Here is a 15,699-nt window from a genome sequence, read left to right as displayed (position 1 = left end):
GGTCCCGACGTCGGGACGGGCCCGATCCGGCGGCCGCCGGACCCGGGTCCGGCACCAGCCTAATATTTCGAAAACAGAAATAACACGTGGTGCTCAGTCGTAGACGGCCTTCACGCTCAGCACCGGGCAGGGGCTCTCGAGCAGGACGCGCTGGGCGGTGCTGGCCATGATGATCTTGCCCACGGGGGAGCGGCGGCGGATGCCGAGCACGATCAGCTCGGCCTCCCGCTCCCGGGCGGTGTCGAGGATGACGTCCGCGGGGTCGCTGTCGTGCTCGGGCTCCCGCAGCTCGTAGCGCAGCCCCGAGCGGGTGAGCTTCTCCCGCTCCACGTCGATGTCGGCTCCCACCTCCGGGGTCTGGTGGCGCTTCGGCCGCGGCTGGACCACCACGAGGTCGGTGCCCCGGCGCTCGGCCTCACGGATCGCGGCGTCCAGCGCCGCGTGTCCGGGGGCGGTGGGCATGTATCCGACGACGACGGTCACGGTCTCTCCTCGCGTAGGGCCGCCAGGAACGGCGGACCGGGTCACAGGGTGTGGTGCGGGTCCCCGCCCTCGGGCTCGTCCTCCAGCCGGGCGAGGTCCTCGGGGTTCTCGAACCGTACCTTGCGGCCGAGGAACAGGCGGTCGTAGAGGAAGTTGACGACCCACAGGCCCAGGCCGATCAGCAGCAGGACCACCGCGATCTGGTACTCGATGAGATCCTGCGCCCACGGCCCCACCAGGTAGGCGCAGGTGATCGCGCCCAGGTACGGCAGGACCCGCGGGGCGTGGAAGTAGTCGTGGGTGGGTCCGTGGTCCTTGCGCAGGATGATCGCCGCGATGTTCACGATGGTGAACACCCCGAGGAGCAGGAGTGCGGTGGTGCCGCCGAGGGCGCTAGCCGTCCCGCTGCCGAGGAGGTTGTTGATCACCACGATCAGGCCCATGGCGAGCAGCGTGGTGAACACGATCGCGGACCACGGGGTCCGGCGGCCGTGCAGCACGTGTCCCAGGAAGTCCGGCAGCACCCCCTGCCGCGCCATGCCGTAGAGCAGGCGGGAGGCCATGAGCATGTTGATCAGCGCGGTGTTGGCCACGGCGAAGATCGTCAGGAACGGGTAGATGGTGTCGATCGGGATGTTCGGGGCCCCGATCCGGACCATGTCCAGCAGCGGCGTGGTCGACTCCCCGAGCACGCCGATGGGCACGACCGCCACGGTGAAGATCGAGACCAGGATGTAGACCACGCCCGTGAGGCCCAGGCCGAAGAGCATCACGCGCGGGAAGTCGCGGCTGGGGTGCTTGGTCTCCTCGACCATGTTGACGGAGTCCTCGAAGCCCACGAAGGAGAAGAACGCCAGCGAGGTCACGGCGGTCAGCGCCAGGAAGATGCCCTTGTCCTCGGAGGTCTCGAAGACCACGGTCTGGCTGAAGTCGGCGTTGCCCTGGAACGCTGCCCAGAACCCGACGAGGATCACGATGAGCAGTCCGGTGAGCTCGATCGAGGTGAGGACCACGTTGAAGGCCAGCCCCTCTGTCACGCCGCGGATGTTGATCGCGGCCAGGATCGCGATGAAGCTCACGGCGATCACCGTGATCCCGGTGGTGCCCACGTCCAGGCCGAAGCCCCGGGCGAAGTTCGAGGCCACGGCGGAGGCCGCGGTGGACGCGGAGGTCAGCCCCGAGCTCAGCACGGCGAAGGTCACCAGGAACGTGACGAAGTGGATGCCGAACGCCTTGTGCGTGTACAGGGCCGCGCCCGAGGCCCCGGGGTACTTGGTCACCAGTTCCAGGTAGGAGAACGCGGTGATGGTCGCCACGACGAAGGCCACGAGGATCGGGGCCCAGGCGGCGCCGCCGATCTCCCCGGCGATGCTGCCGGTCAGGGCGTACACGCCGGTGCCGAGGATGTCCCCCACGATGAAGAGCAGGAGCAGCCCCGGGCCCATCACGCGTTTGAGCTCCGGCTGCGGGCGGGACCGGGTCTTGGAGTCTGCTGACTGAGCCATCGGATGCCTCGAATCGGTCGTGCCCGGCCCACGCCCGGGCGGACGGTGATCTGGGCACAGCCTATGCCACGGCCGGGGCGCGGTGCAGGGGATGACGCGGACCGTGCGTGTTCCTAGCCTGGGTGTCATGACCAGCATCGCGCCCCGCTTCCGGCTGTCCGATCTCTCCGTGCCGTTCGTGGGCGCCCCGATGGCGGGAGGACCGTCGACTCCCGCGCTGGCGGCGGCGGTCAGCGCCGCCGGCGGCCTGGGGTTCCTCGCCGCCGGGAACCGCCCGGCCGAGGGGGTCCGTGCGGACGTCGAGGAGGTCCGGGCGCTGACGGGCGGTCCGTTCGGGGTGAACGTGTTCGTGCCGCAGGCTGCGAACACCGCCGCGCCGGGCCCCGCCGTGGACCCGGCCGTGCACTGGTCGCTCGCCGCCTACCGGGAGGCGCTGCAGGAGACCGCGCGGGACCACGGGGTCGAGCTGCCCGCCACGGACCCGGCCGACGACGACGGCTGGGCGGCCAAGCTCGAGCTCCTCGAACGGCTGCGGGTGCCGGTGGTCTCGTTCACCTTCGGCCTGCCGGCGGCGTCCGTCCTGGAGCGGCTGGCGGCGGTGGGCAGCACGACGTCCGTCACGGTGACCTCGGTCCCGGAGGCGGAGGCGGCGGCCCGGGCCGGTGCCGGCCTGCTGACCGTGCAGGGCCCGGCCGCCGGCGGCCACCGGGGCACGCACCGCACCGAGGACGTGGCGGGCGAGGAGCCCCTGGCCGAGCTCGTCGCCGCGGTCCGCGCCGCGGTCGACCTCCCGCTCGTGGCGGCCGGGGGCATCGCCTCGCGCGCGGACGCGGAGGCCGCGCGGGCCGCCGGGGCGGACGCGGTCCAGGTCGGCACGCTGCTGCTGCGCACCCACGAGGCCGGGACCTCCGCCGCGTACCGGGAGGCCCTCGGCTCGGGCCGCTACCGGGAGACGGTCGTGACCCGGGCGTTCTCCGGCCGCCTGGCCCGCGGCCTGCGGAACGGGTTCGTCGACCGCTACTCGAATATTGCTCCAGCGGCATATCCGGACGTCAACCAGTTGACGAAGCCGTTGCGGGCGGCAGCGGCGGCCGCCGGGGACCCCGAGACCATCTCGCTGTGGGCAGGTCCGGCCTTCGCCGCGGCACGGGAGTGCCCCGCGGCGGACGTGGTGGCGCAGATCGTCGGCACCTGAGCGGCAGCCCGTCCTCCGGCGCCGGAGCGCCGGAGGACGGGAGCGGGCGACCGCCCGCAGTGACGCGGGGCCCGGCCGGCGCCGCCCCGCGGATCCAGCTCCGGTCAGCGCACCCCGCGCATCCGGCGGCGGATCCAGGGGGAGAGCACCAGCAGGCCCGCGCCGATGACGATCGTCACCGCGCCGAGGACGCCGAAGTAGGCGGCCTCCGACTGCTCGCTGTAGTACCCGGCCAGGGACCCGGACAGGGCCGTGCCCAGGGCCACGGAGAGGTAGAACAGGGAGACCATCAGCACCGGGTAGGCCCGGGGGGCCAGCCGGGTGGACAGGGACAGCCCGACCGGGGAGACCAGCAGCTCGCCGAGGGTGGCCACGAGCAGGATCAGCGCCGCCCACAGCACCGGCACGGAGGACACCCCGACCATGGGCAGGAAGATCAGGAACGCCGACCCCATCAGGACGATGCCGAGACCGAACTTGGCGGGAGTCGACGGCTGCCGCTCGCCCAGCCGCGTCCACAGCACCGCGAACACCGGGGCGAGCAGGATGATGAAGAAGGGGTTGAAGGACTGCACCCAGGAGATCGGCATGGTCCAGTCGCCCAGGGTCCGGTCCAGCCGGGTGTCGGAGTAGATGGTGATCACGGTGAACTGCTGCTGGAAGAGCGCCCAGAACGCGGCCGAGCCGATGAACATCGGGATGAACGACCGCACGCGGGAGCGCTCGTCGTCGTCGACCTTCGCGCTGGTGAGCAGGAGCACGAACAGGGCCACGGCCGCCAGCACGGTCACGACCACCACGACGTCCGCCAGGTTGGCCGCGTTGAGCACGCCCGTGAGCACCGCGGCGGCGACCACGGCGAGCGCGGCGAGCGCGACGCCGATCCACCGGCCGTACGCGCTGCGGGGCAGGGGGTTGGGCACGTGGTGGACCTCGCCGGGCAGCCGGCGCCGGCCCAGTGCGTACTGGGTGAGCCCGAACGCCATGCCGATCGCGGCGAGGCCGAAGCCGAGGTGGAAGCCCCAGGTCTGCTGGGCGAGGCCGGTCAGCAGCGGGCCGGTCAGGCCGCCGATGTTGACGCCCATGTAGAAGATCGAGAACCCGGCGTCCCGGCGCGGGTCGTGGCGCTCGTAGAGGGAGCCCACGAGGTTGGTGATCGTGGCCTTGAGCCCGCCCGAGCCGACGGCGATGAGGATCAGCCCGATCGCCAGGCCGGCGACCGCGGGGAGGAGGGCCAGGGAGATGTGCCCGGCCATGATGAGCACGCCGCTGACGAACATGGTGCGCTCGGAGCCCAGCAGCCGGTCGGCCACCCACCCGCCGAGGATGGCGAACAGGTAGACGGCGCCGCCGTAGGCGCCCACGATGCCGGCGGCGGTCGACTGGTCGATGCCCAGCCCGCCCTCGGTCGTGGCGAAGTACATGTAGAGCAGGACGATGCCCTGCATGCCGTAGAAGGAGAAGCGCTCCCACAGCTCCACGCTGAACAGGTTCGCCAGCATGCGGGGCTGTCCGAAGAAGGTCTTCCCTTCGGGGCGGGGCAGGTCCGCGCCCGGGACGTTGTCGGGGTTGCCGTGCGGGGCGGCGGCGCTGGTGGTGCCGTCGCCCGCCCGGGAAGTGTTGTGTTTCATGACCACCATGGTTCACCCGTCGGCCGGTCCCGCACCAATCGGCGGGCGGGACGGGCGGGCCCCGCCCTGCAACGGTTCTGTCACGGGGCGTTCCGCGGCTCCGCCCCCGGGCTAGCGTGGGGAGCGGTCGGACGAGGGGCCGGAACGAGGAGGCGGGACGTGGGGACGGAGCGCGACGAGGACACCGGACGGGGCAGGTCCGGCTGGGCCGGGCACGTGTACATCGGGCTGAGCGTGGACGGGTACATCGCCCGCCCGGACGGGGACCTGGCCTGGCTCGAGAGCCGCGGGGCCGCCGCCGCGGAGGCGGGGGCCGGGGACCTGGGCTACGAGGCGTTCCTGGCCGGGATCGACGCCGTGGTCCTCGGCCGCGTCACCTACGAGCAGGTCCTGGGCTTCGGCGACTGGCCCTACGGCGAGCGTCCCGTGGTGGTGCTGGGCTCCGGAGGCCCGGGCCCGGGAACGGCTCCTCCGGTGCAGTGGGCGCCGTCCGTGCCCCGGGCGGTCGAACTGCTCGACGCCGTGGGTGCCCGCCACGTCTACGTGGACGGCGGCGCCACGATCCGCTCCTTCCTCGACGCTGGCCGGATCGACGATCTCGTGCTGACGCGCGTGCCGGTGCTGCTGCGGGAGGGCATCTCCCCGTTCGCCGGGGCGGGCACGGACGTCCCGCTGGAGCTGGTGGACGTGCGGTCCTTCCCGGGCGGGCTGGTCCAGGAGGCCTACCGCGTGGCCGATCCGCACCGCGCAGGAGACCGCCCGCACCGGTGAGCACCGGTGCGGGCGGTCGTCAGGGGCGGGGGACCGTCCCCGGACGCCGAGGACTCAGTTGAAGTCCTTCGGGTCCGAGCCGATGCGCCCGCCGTTGTCGAGGCCGCTGATCGCCTCGACGTCCTCGGCGTCGAGCTGCACGTCGAGGGCCGCGAAGTTCTCGCGGATCCGCTCGGGGGTGACGGTCTTGGGGAAGACCACGTTCCCGATCGCCAGGTGCCAGGCGATGATGACCTGGCCGGGGGTGGCGCCGTGCTTTCGGGCGATCGAGGCGATGGCCGGGTCCTTCAGCAGGTCGCCGCCCTGGCCCAGGGGGGACCACGCCTCGGTGAGGATGCCGTGGGAGGCGTTGAAGTCCCGCAGCGCGGCCTGGTTGAAGTAGGGGTGCAGCTCCACCTGGTTGACCACCGGGACCACGCCGGTCTCGTCGATGATCTCCTGCAGCTCCTCCTGCGGGAAGTTGGAGACGCCGATCGAGCGGGCCTTGCCGCTGTCGCGGATCTCCCGGAAGGCCTTCCAGGTGTCCAGGTACTTCCCGCGCTTCGGCGTGGGCCAGTGGATGAGGTACAGGTCCACGTACTCCAGGCCGAGGCGCTCCAGGGAGGCGTCGATCGCCTCGAGGGCGGAGTCGTAGCCCTGGTCCTCGTTCCACAGCTTGGTGGTCACGAAGATCTCGTCGCGCGGGATGCCGCTGTTGGCGATGGCCCGGCCGACGCCCTCCTCGTTGCCGTAGATCATGGCGGTGTCGATGTGCCGGTACCCGGCCGCCAGGGCCTGGCCCACCACGTCCTCGGCGATGTCGGCGTCGACCTGCCAGACACCGTAGCCGAGCTGCGGGATGGTCCTGCCGTCGTGCAGGGGCAGGGTGGGGGACTGCGTCATGGACTGGGTCATGGACCGTGCCTTTCGTGGGGAACCAGCCGGTGGCTGGAAGGGGTGGGCTCCGGAACGGGGCCCCGGAGCTGGTGTCCGTCGTTCAGTCTGTGGCCGCCGGGGGCCCGTGACAAGAAGGACAGGCTGCTTTCTGCTCTCAGCTATCGGCGTCCGACGGCCGGCGCCCGGCCCCCGGTGCTCCGCCGGGGGCGCTCACCGGGACGGCGCGGGACGGTTCCCGTCGGGCCCGAGTCCGGACCGGAGTCCGGGCTGACTTCAGGGCAGGAGGCGGGGCAGCGCCTCGGCGGAGCGGGCCCGCACGACCCAGTCCGCGTGCGGGGTGAGGGCCGTGTCCTCGGGATTGACCTCCACGACCGGGATCCCGCGGCCGGCGGCGATGAGCGGGAGGGAGGCCGCGGGCTGCACCAGCCCCGAGGTGCCCACCACGAGCACGAGGTCGGCCTCCGCCACGGCGTCGGCGCCGCGCTCCAGGGCACCCTCGGGCAGCAGCTCCCCGAACCAGACGACGGAGGGGCGGACGGCCCCGCCGCACACCGGGCACATCGGCGGTCGCTCGCGGGTCGGCTCCTCCGGGTCCACCGGCTCCTCCGGGTCCACCGGGGACAGGCCGGGGACGAGCGCCCCCGGGAAGGGCGCGCCGCAGGCCGAGCAGCGGAAGGCGAACAGGCTGCCGTGCAGATGGGCGAGGACCTCCGACCCGGCCCGCTCGTGCAGGTCGTCCACGTTCTGGGTCACCACCTGCACCCGGGCCCGCCCGGCCCACCGGGCGAGCGCCCGGTGCCCGGCGTTGGGGCGCAGCCGGCACAGCTGCCGCGCCCGCCACAGGTACCAGGACCACACGAGCTCCGGATCGGCTTCCCAGGCCTCGGGCGTGGCCAGTTCCTCCGGGGACCACCGGGCCCACAGTCCGGTCCCGGCGTCGCGGAACGTGGGCACCCCGCTCTCCGCCGACATCCCGGCGCCGGTGAGCACGGTGACCGTGCGGGCGGACCGGGCGAGGGCGAGCAGCTCGGGATCCAGGTCGTCCATGCCGCCCACGGTATACGCGGAGGGCCGCCGGGGCCACGCTCCGCCGCGCGGCCGGGCGCGAGCCTGGGTGCGGGCCGGGAATCGCGCGGGTGCGTTGGTCGATCCACGCGCGCGCGTGGTGGAATGGAACCCATGAAGTTCAACGTCCAGCGCGTTCTCACCCCGGCCTACCTGACCTCCATCGCTCTCATCGTGATCGGAGTGCTCCTCGGCCTGGCGTGGTACCCCGTCGCGGCGTGGGTGTTCGTGCTCCTCGGTCTCGCGCTCAACGCGATGGCCGTGTCCGTCACCGAGATCCACGACGCCCCGCGCGCGGGCGGTCGGCGCCCCACCCTGCCCGCACGGGTGTCCCGCACCCGGCGCCCCGCCGACGAGCGCGGGGACGGCCCGGAGGCCGACCCGGACACCGATCCGCTCGGAGGGATCTCCGCGGAGCCGTCCCGGGAGGGGCTGCGCCGGGCGATCGTCGAGCCGGAGGCCGAGACGGCCGCGACCCCCACGGTGCCCCACACCGGTTCCCGGGCCCACGGGCCGCGGCGCTGAGCGCTGACACCCGGTCGCCCGTGCTAGATTCGGGCTGATGAGTCCAGCCGTACGGGTCCCCGCGCACCGAGGCCACGATGTGCCCTCGACCTGCGTGCTGCTCCCGGGCGGGCGGAACCTGCCCGTCGGCACCAACGGCTACACCACGTCCTGGGGCCCGTCGCTCTCCGGATACCCCTCCGAACTCTGACACCTCCTGACCGGCCCCGGCTCTCGCAGAGGGATCGGTCCGTCGGCACCCCACCGGACCCTCCTCACCACGACCGGACGGTAATTCAGGCGTGTCCCTCCTTCTCATTCTGGTTCTCACCAACCTCCTGGCCCCGCTGGCCGGGCTGCTCGGCCGCCGTGCGGGCCGGGACGCGGGCTGGCCGATCGCCGCGGCCCTGCTGGCGCTCGCCGCGGGCCTCGTCTCGGCCTGGAACGGCCGCACCGACCCGGCAGGGGTGAGCGAGGCGGTCCCGTGGATGCCCACGCTCGGGATCTCCTTCCACCTCCGGCTCGACGGCCTGGGTCTGTTCTTCGGCCTGCTGGTGCTGGTCATCGGCGCGGTGGTCATCGCCTACTCCGCCCGCTACCTCGGCCGGGGCCGCCACGCGGCGTTCTACAGCCTGATGACGTTCTTCGCGGCCGCGATGCTCGGGCTCGTCCTGGCCGACGATGTGGTCCTCCTGTTCGTCATGTGGGAGTTCACCACGCTGTGCTCCTTCCTGCTCATCGCCCGCTCGGGACCGCACGCCCGGGACCCGGCCATCCGGACGTTCCTGGTCACCTTCGCCGGCGGGCTGTGCCTGCTCGCCGCGGCGGTCGCGATGTGGGTGGCGACCGGGACGACGCGCCTCAGCGAGATCCTCGTCGACGACGTGTGGTCCACGTCCCCGGGCCTCGCGGCGTTCGTGGCGGTGCTGATCGCACTGGCGGCCTTCACCAAGTCCGCGCAGTTCCCCTTCCACGCGTGGTTGCCCGATGCCATGGTCGCCATCACTCCCGTGAGCGCCTACCTGCACGCCGCCGCCATGGTGAAGGCGGGCATCTACCTGATGCTGCGCTTCTCCACCGCCCTCAGCGAGGTGGCGGTGTGGAACGTCCTGCTCATCTCGGTGGGCCTGTTCACCGCCCTGATGGGCGCGGTGTTCGCCCTGCAGCGCCATGACCTCAAGGAGCTGCTCGCCTACTCCACGGTGAGCCAGCTGGGGTTCCTGACCGCGACCATCGGTATCGGCACCTCCTACGCCGTGGTGGGGGCCGTGGTGCACGTGGCCGCCCACGCGCTGTTCAAGTCCGCGCTGTTCATGTCCCTGGGCGTGATCGACCACCAGGCCGGCAGCCGGGACATCCGCAGGCTCTCCGGGCTGGCCCGGACGATGCCCGTCACCGCCGTCGTGATGACCCTCGCCGCGGTCTCCATGGCGGGGCTCCCCCCGCTGTTCGGCTTCGTCTCCAAGGAGGCCATGTTCAAGGCCATGGCGGAGAACCCCGGGCCGCCGGCCGCCGTGTGGCTCGTGGGCGCCGTGGCGGTCCTGGCCGCGTCCTTCACGTTCGCCTACTCCGCCCGGATGGTCGTCACGATCTTCCCCGGACGCCCGGCCGAGGACCCGCCGAAGGAGGCCTCCGCCGCCTTCCTGGCCCCGGTGGCGCTGGTCTCCGTGGCCGGTCTGGCACTGGGGCTGGCCGGCGTGCTGGCGGAGCCGCTGCTCGGGGCCGCCTCCGCCGCCGTCGCCGGGCCCGACGCCGAGCCCCACCTGGGCCTGTGGCACGGCTTCGCCCCCGAGCTGTACATGTCCTTGGCGGTGTTCGCCCTCGGCGGCGCACTCGTGCTGGCGCGGAGGAGGATGGACCGGGTCCTGGACCGGGAGCTGTCGCCCGTCACCGGGGTGGGCGCGGTCGAGGCGTTCCGGAACGGCTCCGTCGCCCTGGGCGAGCGGGTCGGGGACCTCACCCGCACCGACGCCCCCTACCGGCACCTGGTCCCGCCCGTGGTCGTGCTGGTGCTGCTGACCGTCGTGGGAGTGGCCACGGTCGACGTCCCGCCGCTGCACGGCGACGTGACGGAGCCGCTGGACTGGATCCTGCTCGGCGTGGTCCTGGTGGGGGTGCTGCTGGCGCTGGGCGTGCGCAGCCGGATCGCCCTCGTGACCATCATCGGGGTGGTGGGCTTCGCCGTGGCGCTGTGGTTCTTCGAGCTCGGCGCGGCCGACGTGGCGCTGACCCAGCTGCTCGTCGAGATCCTGACCGTGGTGGTGATCGTGCTGCTGCTCAACCGCCTGCCGTCCACCTTCCACCGCACGGGCAGACGGCGGACGACCCTCGCGGCCGTCGTCGCGGTCCTCGCGGGCGCCGCCGCCTCCGTGGCCGTGTGGTCGCTCACCGGCCGCCGCGGGCTCTCCGACGCGGGGCAGTACTTCCTCACGGAGGGCGAGGCGGAGACCGGCGGCACGAACGTGGTGAACACGATCCTCGTCGACTTCCGCGCCCTGGACACCCTGGGCGAGCTGACCGTGCTGGGCGTGGCCGGCATCGCGATCGTCGTGGCCCTGGAGTCGCGGGGCCTGCTGCCCAAGCTGCACAGCCCCGTCACGGAGCCGGCGGGCTCCCCGATCAGCGACGCCGAGGACAACACCATGATCCTGCGGGTCGCGGACCGTCTGCTCGGACCGGTGATCGTCGTCCTGTCCCTCTACTTCCTGCTCCGCGGGCACACCCAGCCCGGCGGCGGGTTCATCGCCGCGCTCATCGGCGCGGCCGGCATCGCCCTCGTCTACCTCGCCGCCCAGGACGACCGCGTCAGCCGCCTCGAGCTGCCCTACCTGAAGCTCATCGGCGCGGGGGTCGTCGTCGCGGTGGGCGTGGGCCTCCTCGGCCTGGCCGAGGGCTCGTTCCTCCGCCCGCTGCACTTCTACGTGCTCGACGTCCACATCACCACGGCGCTGATCTTCGACGTCGGCGTGTACCTGGCGGTGGTCGGTGTGATCCTCGCGGCGATCAGCCGCCTGGGGGTGGAGGAGAAGGAGCCGCCGCCCCTCCGGCGGGTGGGCTCCACCGCGGTGCCGGTGCCGGGTCCCCGCCCGACCAGCACCACGGCCGAGCCGCACCACCCCAGCACGGCGCCTCTGGACCGCAGCAGGGTCCGGGTCCTCGAGCGGCAGTCCGGACGCGGGACGGAAACCGCCACAGGGACCGCCGCGGGGACGCCCTCCGGGACCTCCGCCGAGGGCACCGACCGACACCGAGGAGACGATTCCTGATGGCACTCGCACTGACGGTGGGCGTGCTCATCGGGGGCGGCGTGTTCATGATGCTGCGGCGCGGCATGGTCCGGCTGATCATCGGGTTCGCCCTGCTCAGCCACGGCGTGAACCTGCTGATCATGGCGGCCGGCGGCGTGGACCGGCGGGGCGAGCCCCTGGGGGCCTTCCCGGACCCGGCGACCACGGCGGACCCGCTGCCCCAGGCGTTCGTGCTGACGGCGATCGTCATCGCCTTCGCGATCACCATGTACATGCTCGTGCTCGCCGTGACCGGCGACGACGACGACGACACCGACCTCGAGCTCACCGGCCGGGAGATGGAGACCCCTGACCTGATGGACGACCCCGCTGACAGCACCGGGACGCACCGCGACGCACCCGCGGGAACGGGCCCGCTGGGCGTCCGCCGCGAGCGGGGACCGGGGCGGAGTGGTCGCGCATGACCGCGGACCTGATCCCGTTCTTCGTCATCGTCCCCCTGCTGGCCGCCGGCGTGCTGGTGCTGGCCGGGAACTCCCAGCGGATCGGCAAGGCGGGGCTGCTGGCCGTCCTGGGCGCCGACGTCGTGTGGGCGGTGTGGCTGCTGACCACCCTCCTGGACGGCGACACCGTGCTGGCCCACCGCATCGGCCTCTGGCCCACCGGCGTCGCCATCCCGTTCGCCGCCGACCTCTTCACCGCGCTGATGCTCACCGTGACCGGCTTCGTGACCCTGGTCACCTGCTGGTTCGGGGTGGTCTCGGGGCAGGCGGAGAAGCGCTACTTCGGCCCGCTGGTGCTCGTGCTCACCGCGGGCTTCAACGGGGCCCTGCTCACGGCGGACCTGTTCAACCTCTTCGTGTTCATCGAGGTCATGCTCCTGCCGTCCTACGCGCTGATCATCCTCGCCCACCGCGGGCGGGGACGACTGATGCAGGTCACGTCCTCGCGGATCTACGTGAGCGTCAACCTGCTGGCCTCCACGATCTTCCTCGCCGGCGTGGGGCTGGTCTACGGCACGGCGGGCACCGTGAACGTGGGCGAGCTGGCCGGCCGGGCGGCGGAGTCCACCGCCGTGGCGGTGTCGGTCGCGGTGGTCCTCTCCGCCCTGGCGGTCAAGGCGGCCGTGGTGCCCGTGCACGGCTGGCTGGCACGCACCTACCCCTTCATGTCGCCCACCGTCACCGCGCTCTTCTCGGGGCTGCACACGAAGGTCGCGGTCTACGCGATCTACCGGATCTACGCCGTGATCTTCGATGGCATGGCGCAGTACCTGTGGATCGGGGTCGTGGTGTTCTCCGCGAGCATGGTGATCGGCGTCCTCGGCGCCGTGGGGGAGCGGGACGCGCGCGCGATCCTCGCCCACTCCACGGTGAGCCAGATCGGCTACATCCTGCTGGGCGTCGCCCTGTTCGGAGCCGTGGGCCTCACCGCGGGCATCTTCTACCTGCTGCACCACACGGTGGTGAAGGTGTCCCTGTTCCTGTCCACCGGCGCGGTGGAGATCGCCTACGGGCGCCAACCGCTGGGCGAGGTCACGGGTCTGCTCCGGCGGGAACCGCTCACCGCGGTGGTGTTCTTCGCCGCGGCCATGTCCCTGACCGGGATCCCGCCGTTCTCGGGGTTCGTGGCCAAGCTCGCGCTGATCCTGGCGGCGTTCGAGGAGCAGCAGGTCGCGGTCGCCCTCGTGGCGGTCGCGGTCAGCCTCTTCACCCTCCTGTACTCGCTCAAGATCTGGGGCCGGATGTTCCTGGGGGAGCCGGAGAACTCGTCGAGCGAGGTGGTCACCGCCGTGGGCACGAAGGAGCGCCGCATCCCGGTGGGCCTCATCGCCCCCGCTCTCGTCCTGGCGGTCGTCACCCTCGCCCTCGGGGTGGGCGGTGAGCTGCTGCTCGGCGTCTCGGCCACGGCCGCGGAGGGACTCGTGGACACCAGCGCGTTCGTGGAGGCGGTGACCTCCTCGTGAAGTGGTTGACCTGGCCGTTCCGGCTGCTCGGCTTCCTGCTCTGGTACGCGTGGGCGCTGGTCCTCTCCAATGTGGCGGTGACCCAGGACGTGTTCACGCCCGGTCACCGGTCCTCGCCCATCGTGGTGCGCTACCGCACCCGGTGCCGCAGCGAGTTCGAGACCGTCCTGCTCAGCGTGCTCATCTCGCTGACGCCGGGCACCCTGACCCTGGCCACCGTGGCCCGGTCCCGTGACGGCGCGGACGGCGCGGACGGTACGGACGGCGGGGGAGAGGGCCGCACGCAGGAGTACGACCTCTTCGTGCACGCCATGTACTCGGACGGACCGCGGGACGCACGGTCGAGCCTGCAGGAGATGGAGACGCACATGCTGAACGGCATCCGAGTGGACGGGGCGCCCCGATGATCGGCATCCTCTTCGGCGTGCTGGTGCTCGCCGGCTCCGTCCTCGTCGCGGGGGTGCGGATGTTCCGCGGCCCCAACGACGCGAACCGGGCCATCGCCGCCGACCTGCTGTTCTTCGCCGTGGTGGGGCTCATCGCGCTGTTCGGCGTCCTGGCGATGAGCCCGCCGGTCTTCGACCTGGTGCTCGTCGCCACCCTCGTGGGCTTCCTGGCGACCCTGTCGCTCGCCCGCGCGCTGACCAAGGGGAGGCGATGAGTGTGGAGTTCGACCTGATCATGCACGACACCCTGTGGATGAGCATCGTGGGGCAGGCGTTCATCGTCCTGGGCGCCCTGGTCTTCCTCACCGCCACGGTGGGCATCATCACGCTCCCCGACCTCTACACCCGGTCCTCGGCGATCGCCACCGCCGCGGGCATCGGCGTCTCGTTCGTCCTCACCGGGGCGTTCTTCTTCCTGCCCGGCGTGGAGAACGCCGTGAAGCTGCTCGCCGCGGTGGTCCTGCAGCTGCTGACGTCGGCCGTGGGCAGCATGGCGCTGGCCCGCTCCGGGTACCTCATCGGCTCCGCGGTGTACTCCCCGACCCACCACAACGAACTGGACGGGTCCGACGGGGGAGCGAGCGACCACCCGGGGAAGGACGTCCGTCGGTGACCGCCCGCGTCCGCAGCGTCAACGTCGGCCGGGCCGAGGAGAACCCCGCCCGGTCCTCCCTGCCCACGGGCATCCGCAAGCGCCCGGTGGCGGGTCCCGTGGCGATCCGCGACCCCGGACCGCGCAGGGGCGGTCTCGGCTCCGGCGTGGCCGGGGACTTCATCGGCAACAGCACCCACCACGGCGGCACGGACCAGGCGGTCTACGCGTTCGCGCGCGAGGAGCTGGACTTCTGGGCGCAGGAGCTGGGCCGGGAGCTGCCCGACGGCTCCTTCGGGGAGAACCTCACGCTCGCCGGCTTCGACGTCGACGACGCCCGGCTGGGCGACGTCTGGCGGATCGGGGACGTGCTGCTGCAGGTGACCGACGCGCGCATCCCCTGCGGCACGTTCCGCGGGGTCATGGAGGTGCGCGGATGGCTGCGGAGGTTCACCGAGCGCGGCCGCTCGGGGGCCTACCTCAAGGTGCTCTCCCCGGGCGCGGTGCGGGCCGGGCAGGCGGTCGACCTGGTCCGCCGGGCCGAGCACGGGGTGGGCGTGACGGACGCCTTCCGCGCGCAGACCACCGAGCGGGACCGCCTGCCGGAGCTGCTGCGGGCGGGGGAGGACCTGTGCGAGCAGCTGAGCCGGCGGATCGAGAAGGAGCGCCGCGCGGAGGCCCGCCGGGCGCAGCGGCGGGGCGTCAGTTGAGGGCGGCGCCCCGGTAGACCTGCTCGACCTGCGCCTCGGAGAGCCGGGTGTCGATCACCGCGGTGCCCTCGGGGTCGTCGCGCAGGAAGCGCACCGGCCCGTGCGAGCCGACCTCCAGGAGCAGGGCCGCGTCGGCGTCGTAGACCGCCTCCACCACCGTGCGGAACCGGGAGCCGCGGACCGGGTTGACGGACAGCTCGAGGCGGGCGCGCACCCGCCCACCGTCCTCGGGCGCCTCCGCCGGGGTGCCGTCCTGCGCCGTGAGGGGCTCCAGGGTCAGCTCCCGGACCACGCCCACCCCGTGGTCGACCACGTGGGCCAGGCGGGTGCCGAGCCGGCCCTGGGCCGCGGTGAAGGCCCGGCGGAGCCGGGCCGTCCACCACAGTGCGGTGGCCACGAGGATCACGGCGATCAGCGCGAGCGGCCACGCGGCCCCGGAGCGGGACCACTGCTGCCACAGCAGGACCACGGCCAGTGCCGTGAGCAGCGGGACCACGAGCAGCATCGAGGTGCCCAGCCGCTCGCCCCACGACGGGCGGTCGGGGGCGCCGTCCGCGCCGTGCGCGGTGCGCAGGCGCTTCATCACCTGGACGTCGAAGTCGCGATCGTCCGCGGGAACGGGCCGGGGCCAGGTGCCGAGGGAGTCCATGGCTTCCATTATGGGGCGCGGGCGGTGCGGGACCGGCGGCAGGGTGCCGGCTCGTAGA

Annotated in this window: 17 protein-coding genes; 11 read left to right on the top strand and 6 right to left on the bottom strand. The window is 72.6% G+C overall.

What is annotated here, in order from left to right; genetic code table 11:
• Positions 1–93: 93 nt before the first annotated feature.
• Positions 94–483: a universal stress protein gene (locus ABL57_RS19100; protein ID WP_047805071.1), complete on the bottom strand. Its 390-nt coding sequence runs from the start codon at positions 481–483 to the stop codon at positions 94–96.
• A gap of 41 nt (positions 484–524) precedes the next feature.
• Positions 525–1,988 (bottom strand): APC family permease, encoded by a 1,464-nt coding sequence (locus ABL57_RS19095; RefSeq protein WP_047805070.1) that lies wholly within the window; start codon positions 1,986–1,988, stop codon positions 525–527.
• 127 nt (positions 1,989–2,115) lie between these two features.
• On the opposite strand from ABL57_RS19095, the gene ABL57_RS19090 reads away from it, so the two are divergent.
• Positions 2,116–3,183, top strand: a complete 1,068-nt coding sequence (locus tag ABL57_RS19090) for a nitronate monooxygenase (RefSeq protein ID WP_047805069.1) — start codon at positions 2,116–2,118, stop codon at positions 3,181–3,183.
• 104 nt (positions 3,184–3,287) lie between these two features.
• On the opposite strand, the gene ABL57_RS19085 is transcribed toward ABL57_RS19090, so the two are convergent.
• Entirely contained in the window at positions 3,288–4,814 is a 1,527-nt protein-coding gene (locus tag ABL57_RS19085) for a peptide MFS transporter (RefSeq protein ID WP_047805131.1), read from the bottom strand.
• A 159-nt stretch (positions 4,815–4,973) separates the two neighbouring features.
• Here ABL57_RS19085 and ABL57_RS19080 point away from each other — a divergent pair, with 159 nt between their 5' ends.
• Complete coding sequence (locus ABL57_RS19080; protein ID WP_082157591.1) at positions 4,974–5,585, top strand: dihydrofolate reductase family protein; 612 nt, start codon at positions 4,974–4,976, stop codon at positions 5,583–5,585.
• A 54-nt stretch (positions 5,586–5,639) separates the two neighbouring features.
• Here ABL57_RS19080 and ABL57_RS19075 read toward each other — a convergent pair whose 3' ends face one another.
• Both ABL57_RS19075 and ABL57_RS19070 read right to left on the bottom strand, forming a co-directional pair.
• Positions 5,640–6,467: an aldo/keto reductase gene (locus ABL57_RS19075; RefSeq protein WP_047805068.1), complete on the bottom strand. Its 828-nt coding sequence runs from the start codon at positions 6,465–6,467 to the stop codon at positions 5,640–5,642.
• A 267-nt stretch (positions 6,468–6,734) separates the two neighbouring features.
• Positions 6,735–7,508, bottom strand: coding sequence for an NAD-dependent deacylase (locus ABL57_RS19070; protein WP_047805129.1), 774 nt, complete (start codon positions 7,506–7,508; stop codon positions 6,735–6,737).
• A gap of 132 nt (positions 7,509–7,640) precedes the next feature.
• Between ABL57_RS19070 and ABL57_RS19065 the strand changes: the two genes are divergently transcribed.
• From ABL57_RS19065 to ABL57_RS19030, 9 genes are all read left to right on the top strand, one after another.
• Positions 7,641–8,051 carry a hypothetical protein gene (locus tag ABL57_RS19065; RefSeq protein ID WP_047805067.1) on the top strand — a complete coding sequence of 137 codons (411 nt, stop codon included), beginning with the start codon at positions 7,641–7,643 and terminating at the stop codon, positions 8,049–8,051.
• A 37-nt stretch (positions 8,052–8,088) separates the two neighbouring features.
• A complete protein-coding gene (locus tag ABL57_RS22535) occupies positions 8,089–8,241 on the top strand; it encodes a hypothetical protein (RefSeq protein ID WP_158041214.1) in 153 nt (50 codons plus the stop codon).
• Between the two features lie 91 nt (positions 8,242–8,332).
• Positions 8,333–11,296 (top strand): DUF4040 family protein, encoded by a 2,964-nt coding sequence (locus tag ABL57_RS19060; protein ID WP_047805066.1) that lies wholly within the window; start codon positions 8,333–8,335, stop codon positions 11,294–11,296.
• Entirely contained in the window at positions 11,296–11,742 is a 447-nt protein-coding gene (locus ABL57_RS19055) for a sodium:proton antiporter (RefSeq protein WP_047805065.1), read from the top strand. The genes ABL57_RS19060 and ABL57_RS19055 overlap by 1 nt, the downstream gene beginning before the upstream one ends.
• Entirely contained in the window at positions 11,739–13,244 is a 1,506-nt protein-coding gene (locus tag ABL57_RS19050; protein ID WP_047805064.1) for a monovalent cation/H+ antiporter subunit D family protein, read from the top strand. The genes ABL57_RS19055 and ABL57_RS19050 overlap by 4 nt, the downstream gene beginning before the upstream one ends.
• Positions 13,241–13,651: a Na+/H+ antiporter subunit E gene (locus ABL57_RS19045; protein WP_047805063.1), complete on the top strand. Its 411-nt coding sequence runs from the start codon at positions 13,241–13,243 to the stop codon at positions 13,649–13,651. Before ABL57_RS19050 ends, ABL57_RS19045 begins: the two co-directional genes overlap by 4 nt.
• The gene (locus ABL57_RS19040; RefSeq protein WP_047805062.1) at positions 13,648–13,905 is read left to right on the top strand and encodes a monovalent cation/H+ antiporter complex subunit F; all 258 of its coding nucleotides are present in this window, start codon (positions 13,648–13,650) and stop codon (positions 13,903–13,905) included. The genes ABL57_RS19045 and ABL57_RS19040 overlap by 4 nt, the downstream gene beginning before the upstream one ends.
• A complete protein-coding gene (locus ABL57_RS19035) occupies positions 13,902–14,303 on the top strand; it encodes a monovalent cation/H(+) antiporter subunit G (RefSeq protein ID WP_053005195.1) in 402 nt (133 codons plus the stop codon). Before ABL57_RS19040 ends, ABL57_RS19035 begins: the two co-directional genes overlap by 4 nt.
• Entirely contained in the window at positions 14,300–14,992 is a 693-nt protein-coding gene (locus tag ABL57_RS19030) for an MOSC domain-containing protein (protein ID WP_047805061.1), read from the top strand. The genes ABL57_RS19035 and ABL57_RS19030 overlap by 4 nt, the downstream gene beginning before the upstream one ends.
• On the opposite strand, the gene ABL57_RS19025 is transcribed toward ABL57_RS19030, so the two are convergent.
• Complete coding sequence (locus tag ABL57_RS19025; protein WP_053005193.1) at positions 14,985–15,641, bottom strand: hypothetical protein; 657 nt, start codon at positions 15,639–15,641, stop codon at positions 14,985–14,987. The two genes, ABL57_RS19030 and ABL57_RS19025, sit on opposite strands and share 8 nt — an antisense overlap.
• Between the last annotated feature and the right edge of the window lie 58 nt (positions 15,642–15,699).

It is taken from the genome of Kocuria sp. SM24M-10 (assembly GCF_001027955.1).
Taxonomy (GTDB): Bacteria; Actinomycetota; Actinomycetes; order Actinomycetales; family Micrococcaceae; genus Kocuria; species Kocuria oceani.
This window is presented reverse-complemented; position numbering and strand designations above follow the sequence as displayed.

What these genes read in the sequence shown, in the direction of transcription:
- ABL57_RS19095 (WP_047805070.1), bottom strand. Translation starts at nt 1,988, where the DNA reads ATGGCTCAGTCAGCAGACTCCAAGACCCGGTCCCGCCCGCAGCCGGAG.
- ABL57_RS19035 (WP_053005195.1), top strand. Translation starts at nt 13,902, where the DNA reads ATGAGTGTGGAGTTCGACCTGATCATGCACGACACCCTGTGGATGAGC.
- ABL57_RS19050 (WP_047805064.1), top strand. Translation starts at nt 11,739, where the DNA reads ATGACCGCGGACCTGATCCCGTTCTTCGTCATCGTCCCCCTGCTGGCC.
- ABL57_RS19075 (WP_047805068.1), bottom strand. Translation starts at nt 6,467, where the DNA reads ATGACGCAGTCCCCCACCCTGCCCCTGCACGACGGCAGGACCATCCCG.
- ABL57_RS19055 (WP_047805065.1), top strand. Translation starts at nt 11,296, where the DNA reads ATGGCACTCGCACTGACGGTGGGCGTGCTCATCGGGGGCGGCGTGTTC.
- ABL57_RS19025 (WP_053005193.1), bottom strand. Translation starts at nt 15,641, where the DNA reads ATGGACTCCCTCGGCACCTGGCCCCGGCCCGTTCCCGCGGACGATCGC.
- ABL57_RS19085 (WP_047805131.1), bottom strand. Translation starts at nt 4,814, where the DNA reads ATGAAACACAACACTTCCCGGGCGGGCGACGGCACCACCAGCGCCGCC.
- ABL57_RS19090 (WP_047805069.1), top strand. Translation starts at nt 2,116, where the DNA reads ATGACCAGCATCGCGCCCCGCTTCCGGCTGTCCGATCTCTCCGTGCCG.
- ABL57_RS19070 (WP_047805129.1), bottom strand. Translation starts at nt 7,508, where the DNA reads ATGGACGACCTGGATCCCGAGCTGCTCGCCCTCGCCCGGTCCGCCCGC.
- ABL57_RS19065 (WP_047805067.1), top strand. Translation starts at nt 7,641, where the DNA reads ATGAAGTTCAACGTCCAGCGCGTTCTCACCCCGGCCTACCTGACCTCC.
- ABL57_RS19040 (WP_047805062.1), top strand. Translation starts at nt 13,648, where the DNA reads ATGATCGGCATCCTCTTCGGCGTGCTGGTGCTCGCCGGCTCCGTCCTC.
- ABL57_RS22535 (WP_158041214.1), top strand. Translation starts at nt 8,089, where the DNA reads ATGAGTCCAGCCGTACGGGTCCCCGCGCACCGAGGCCACGATGTGCCC.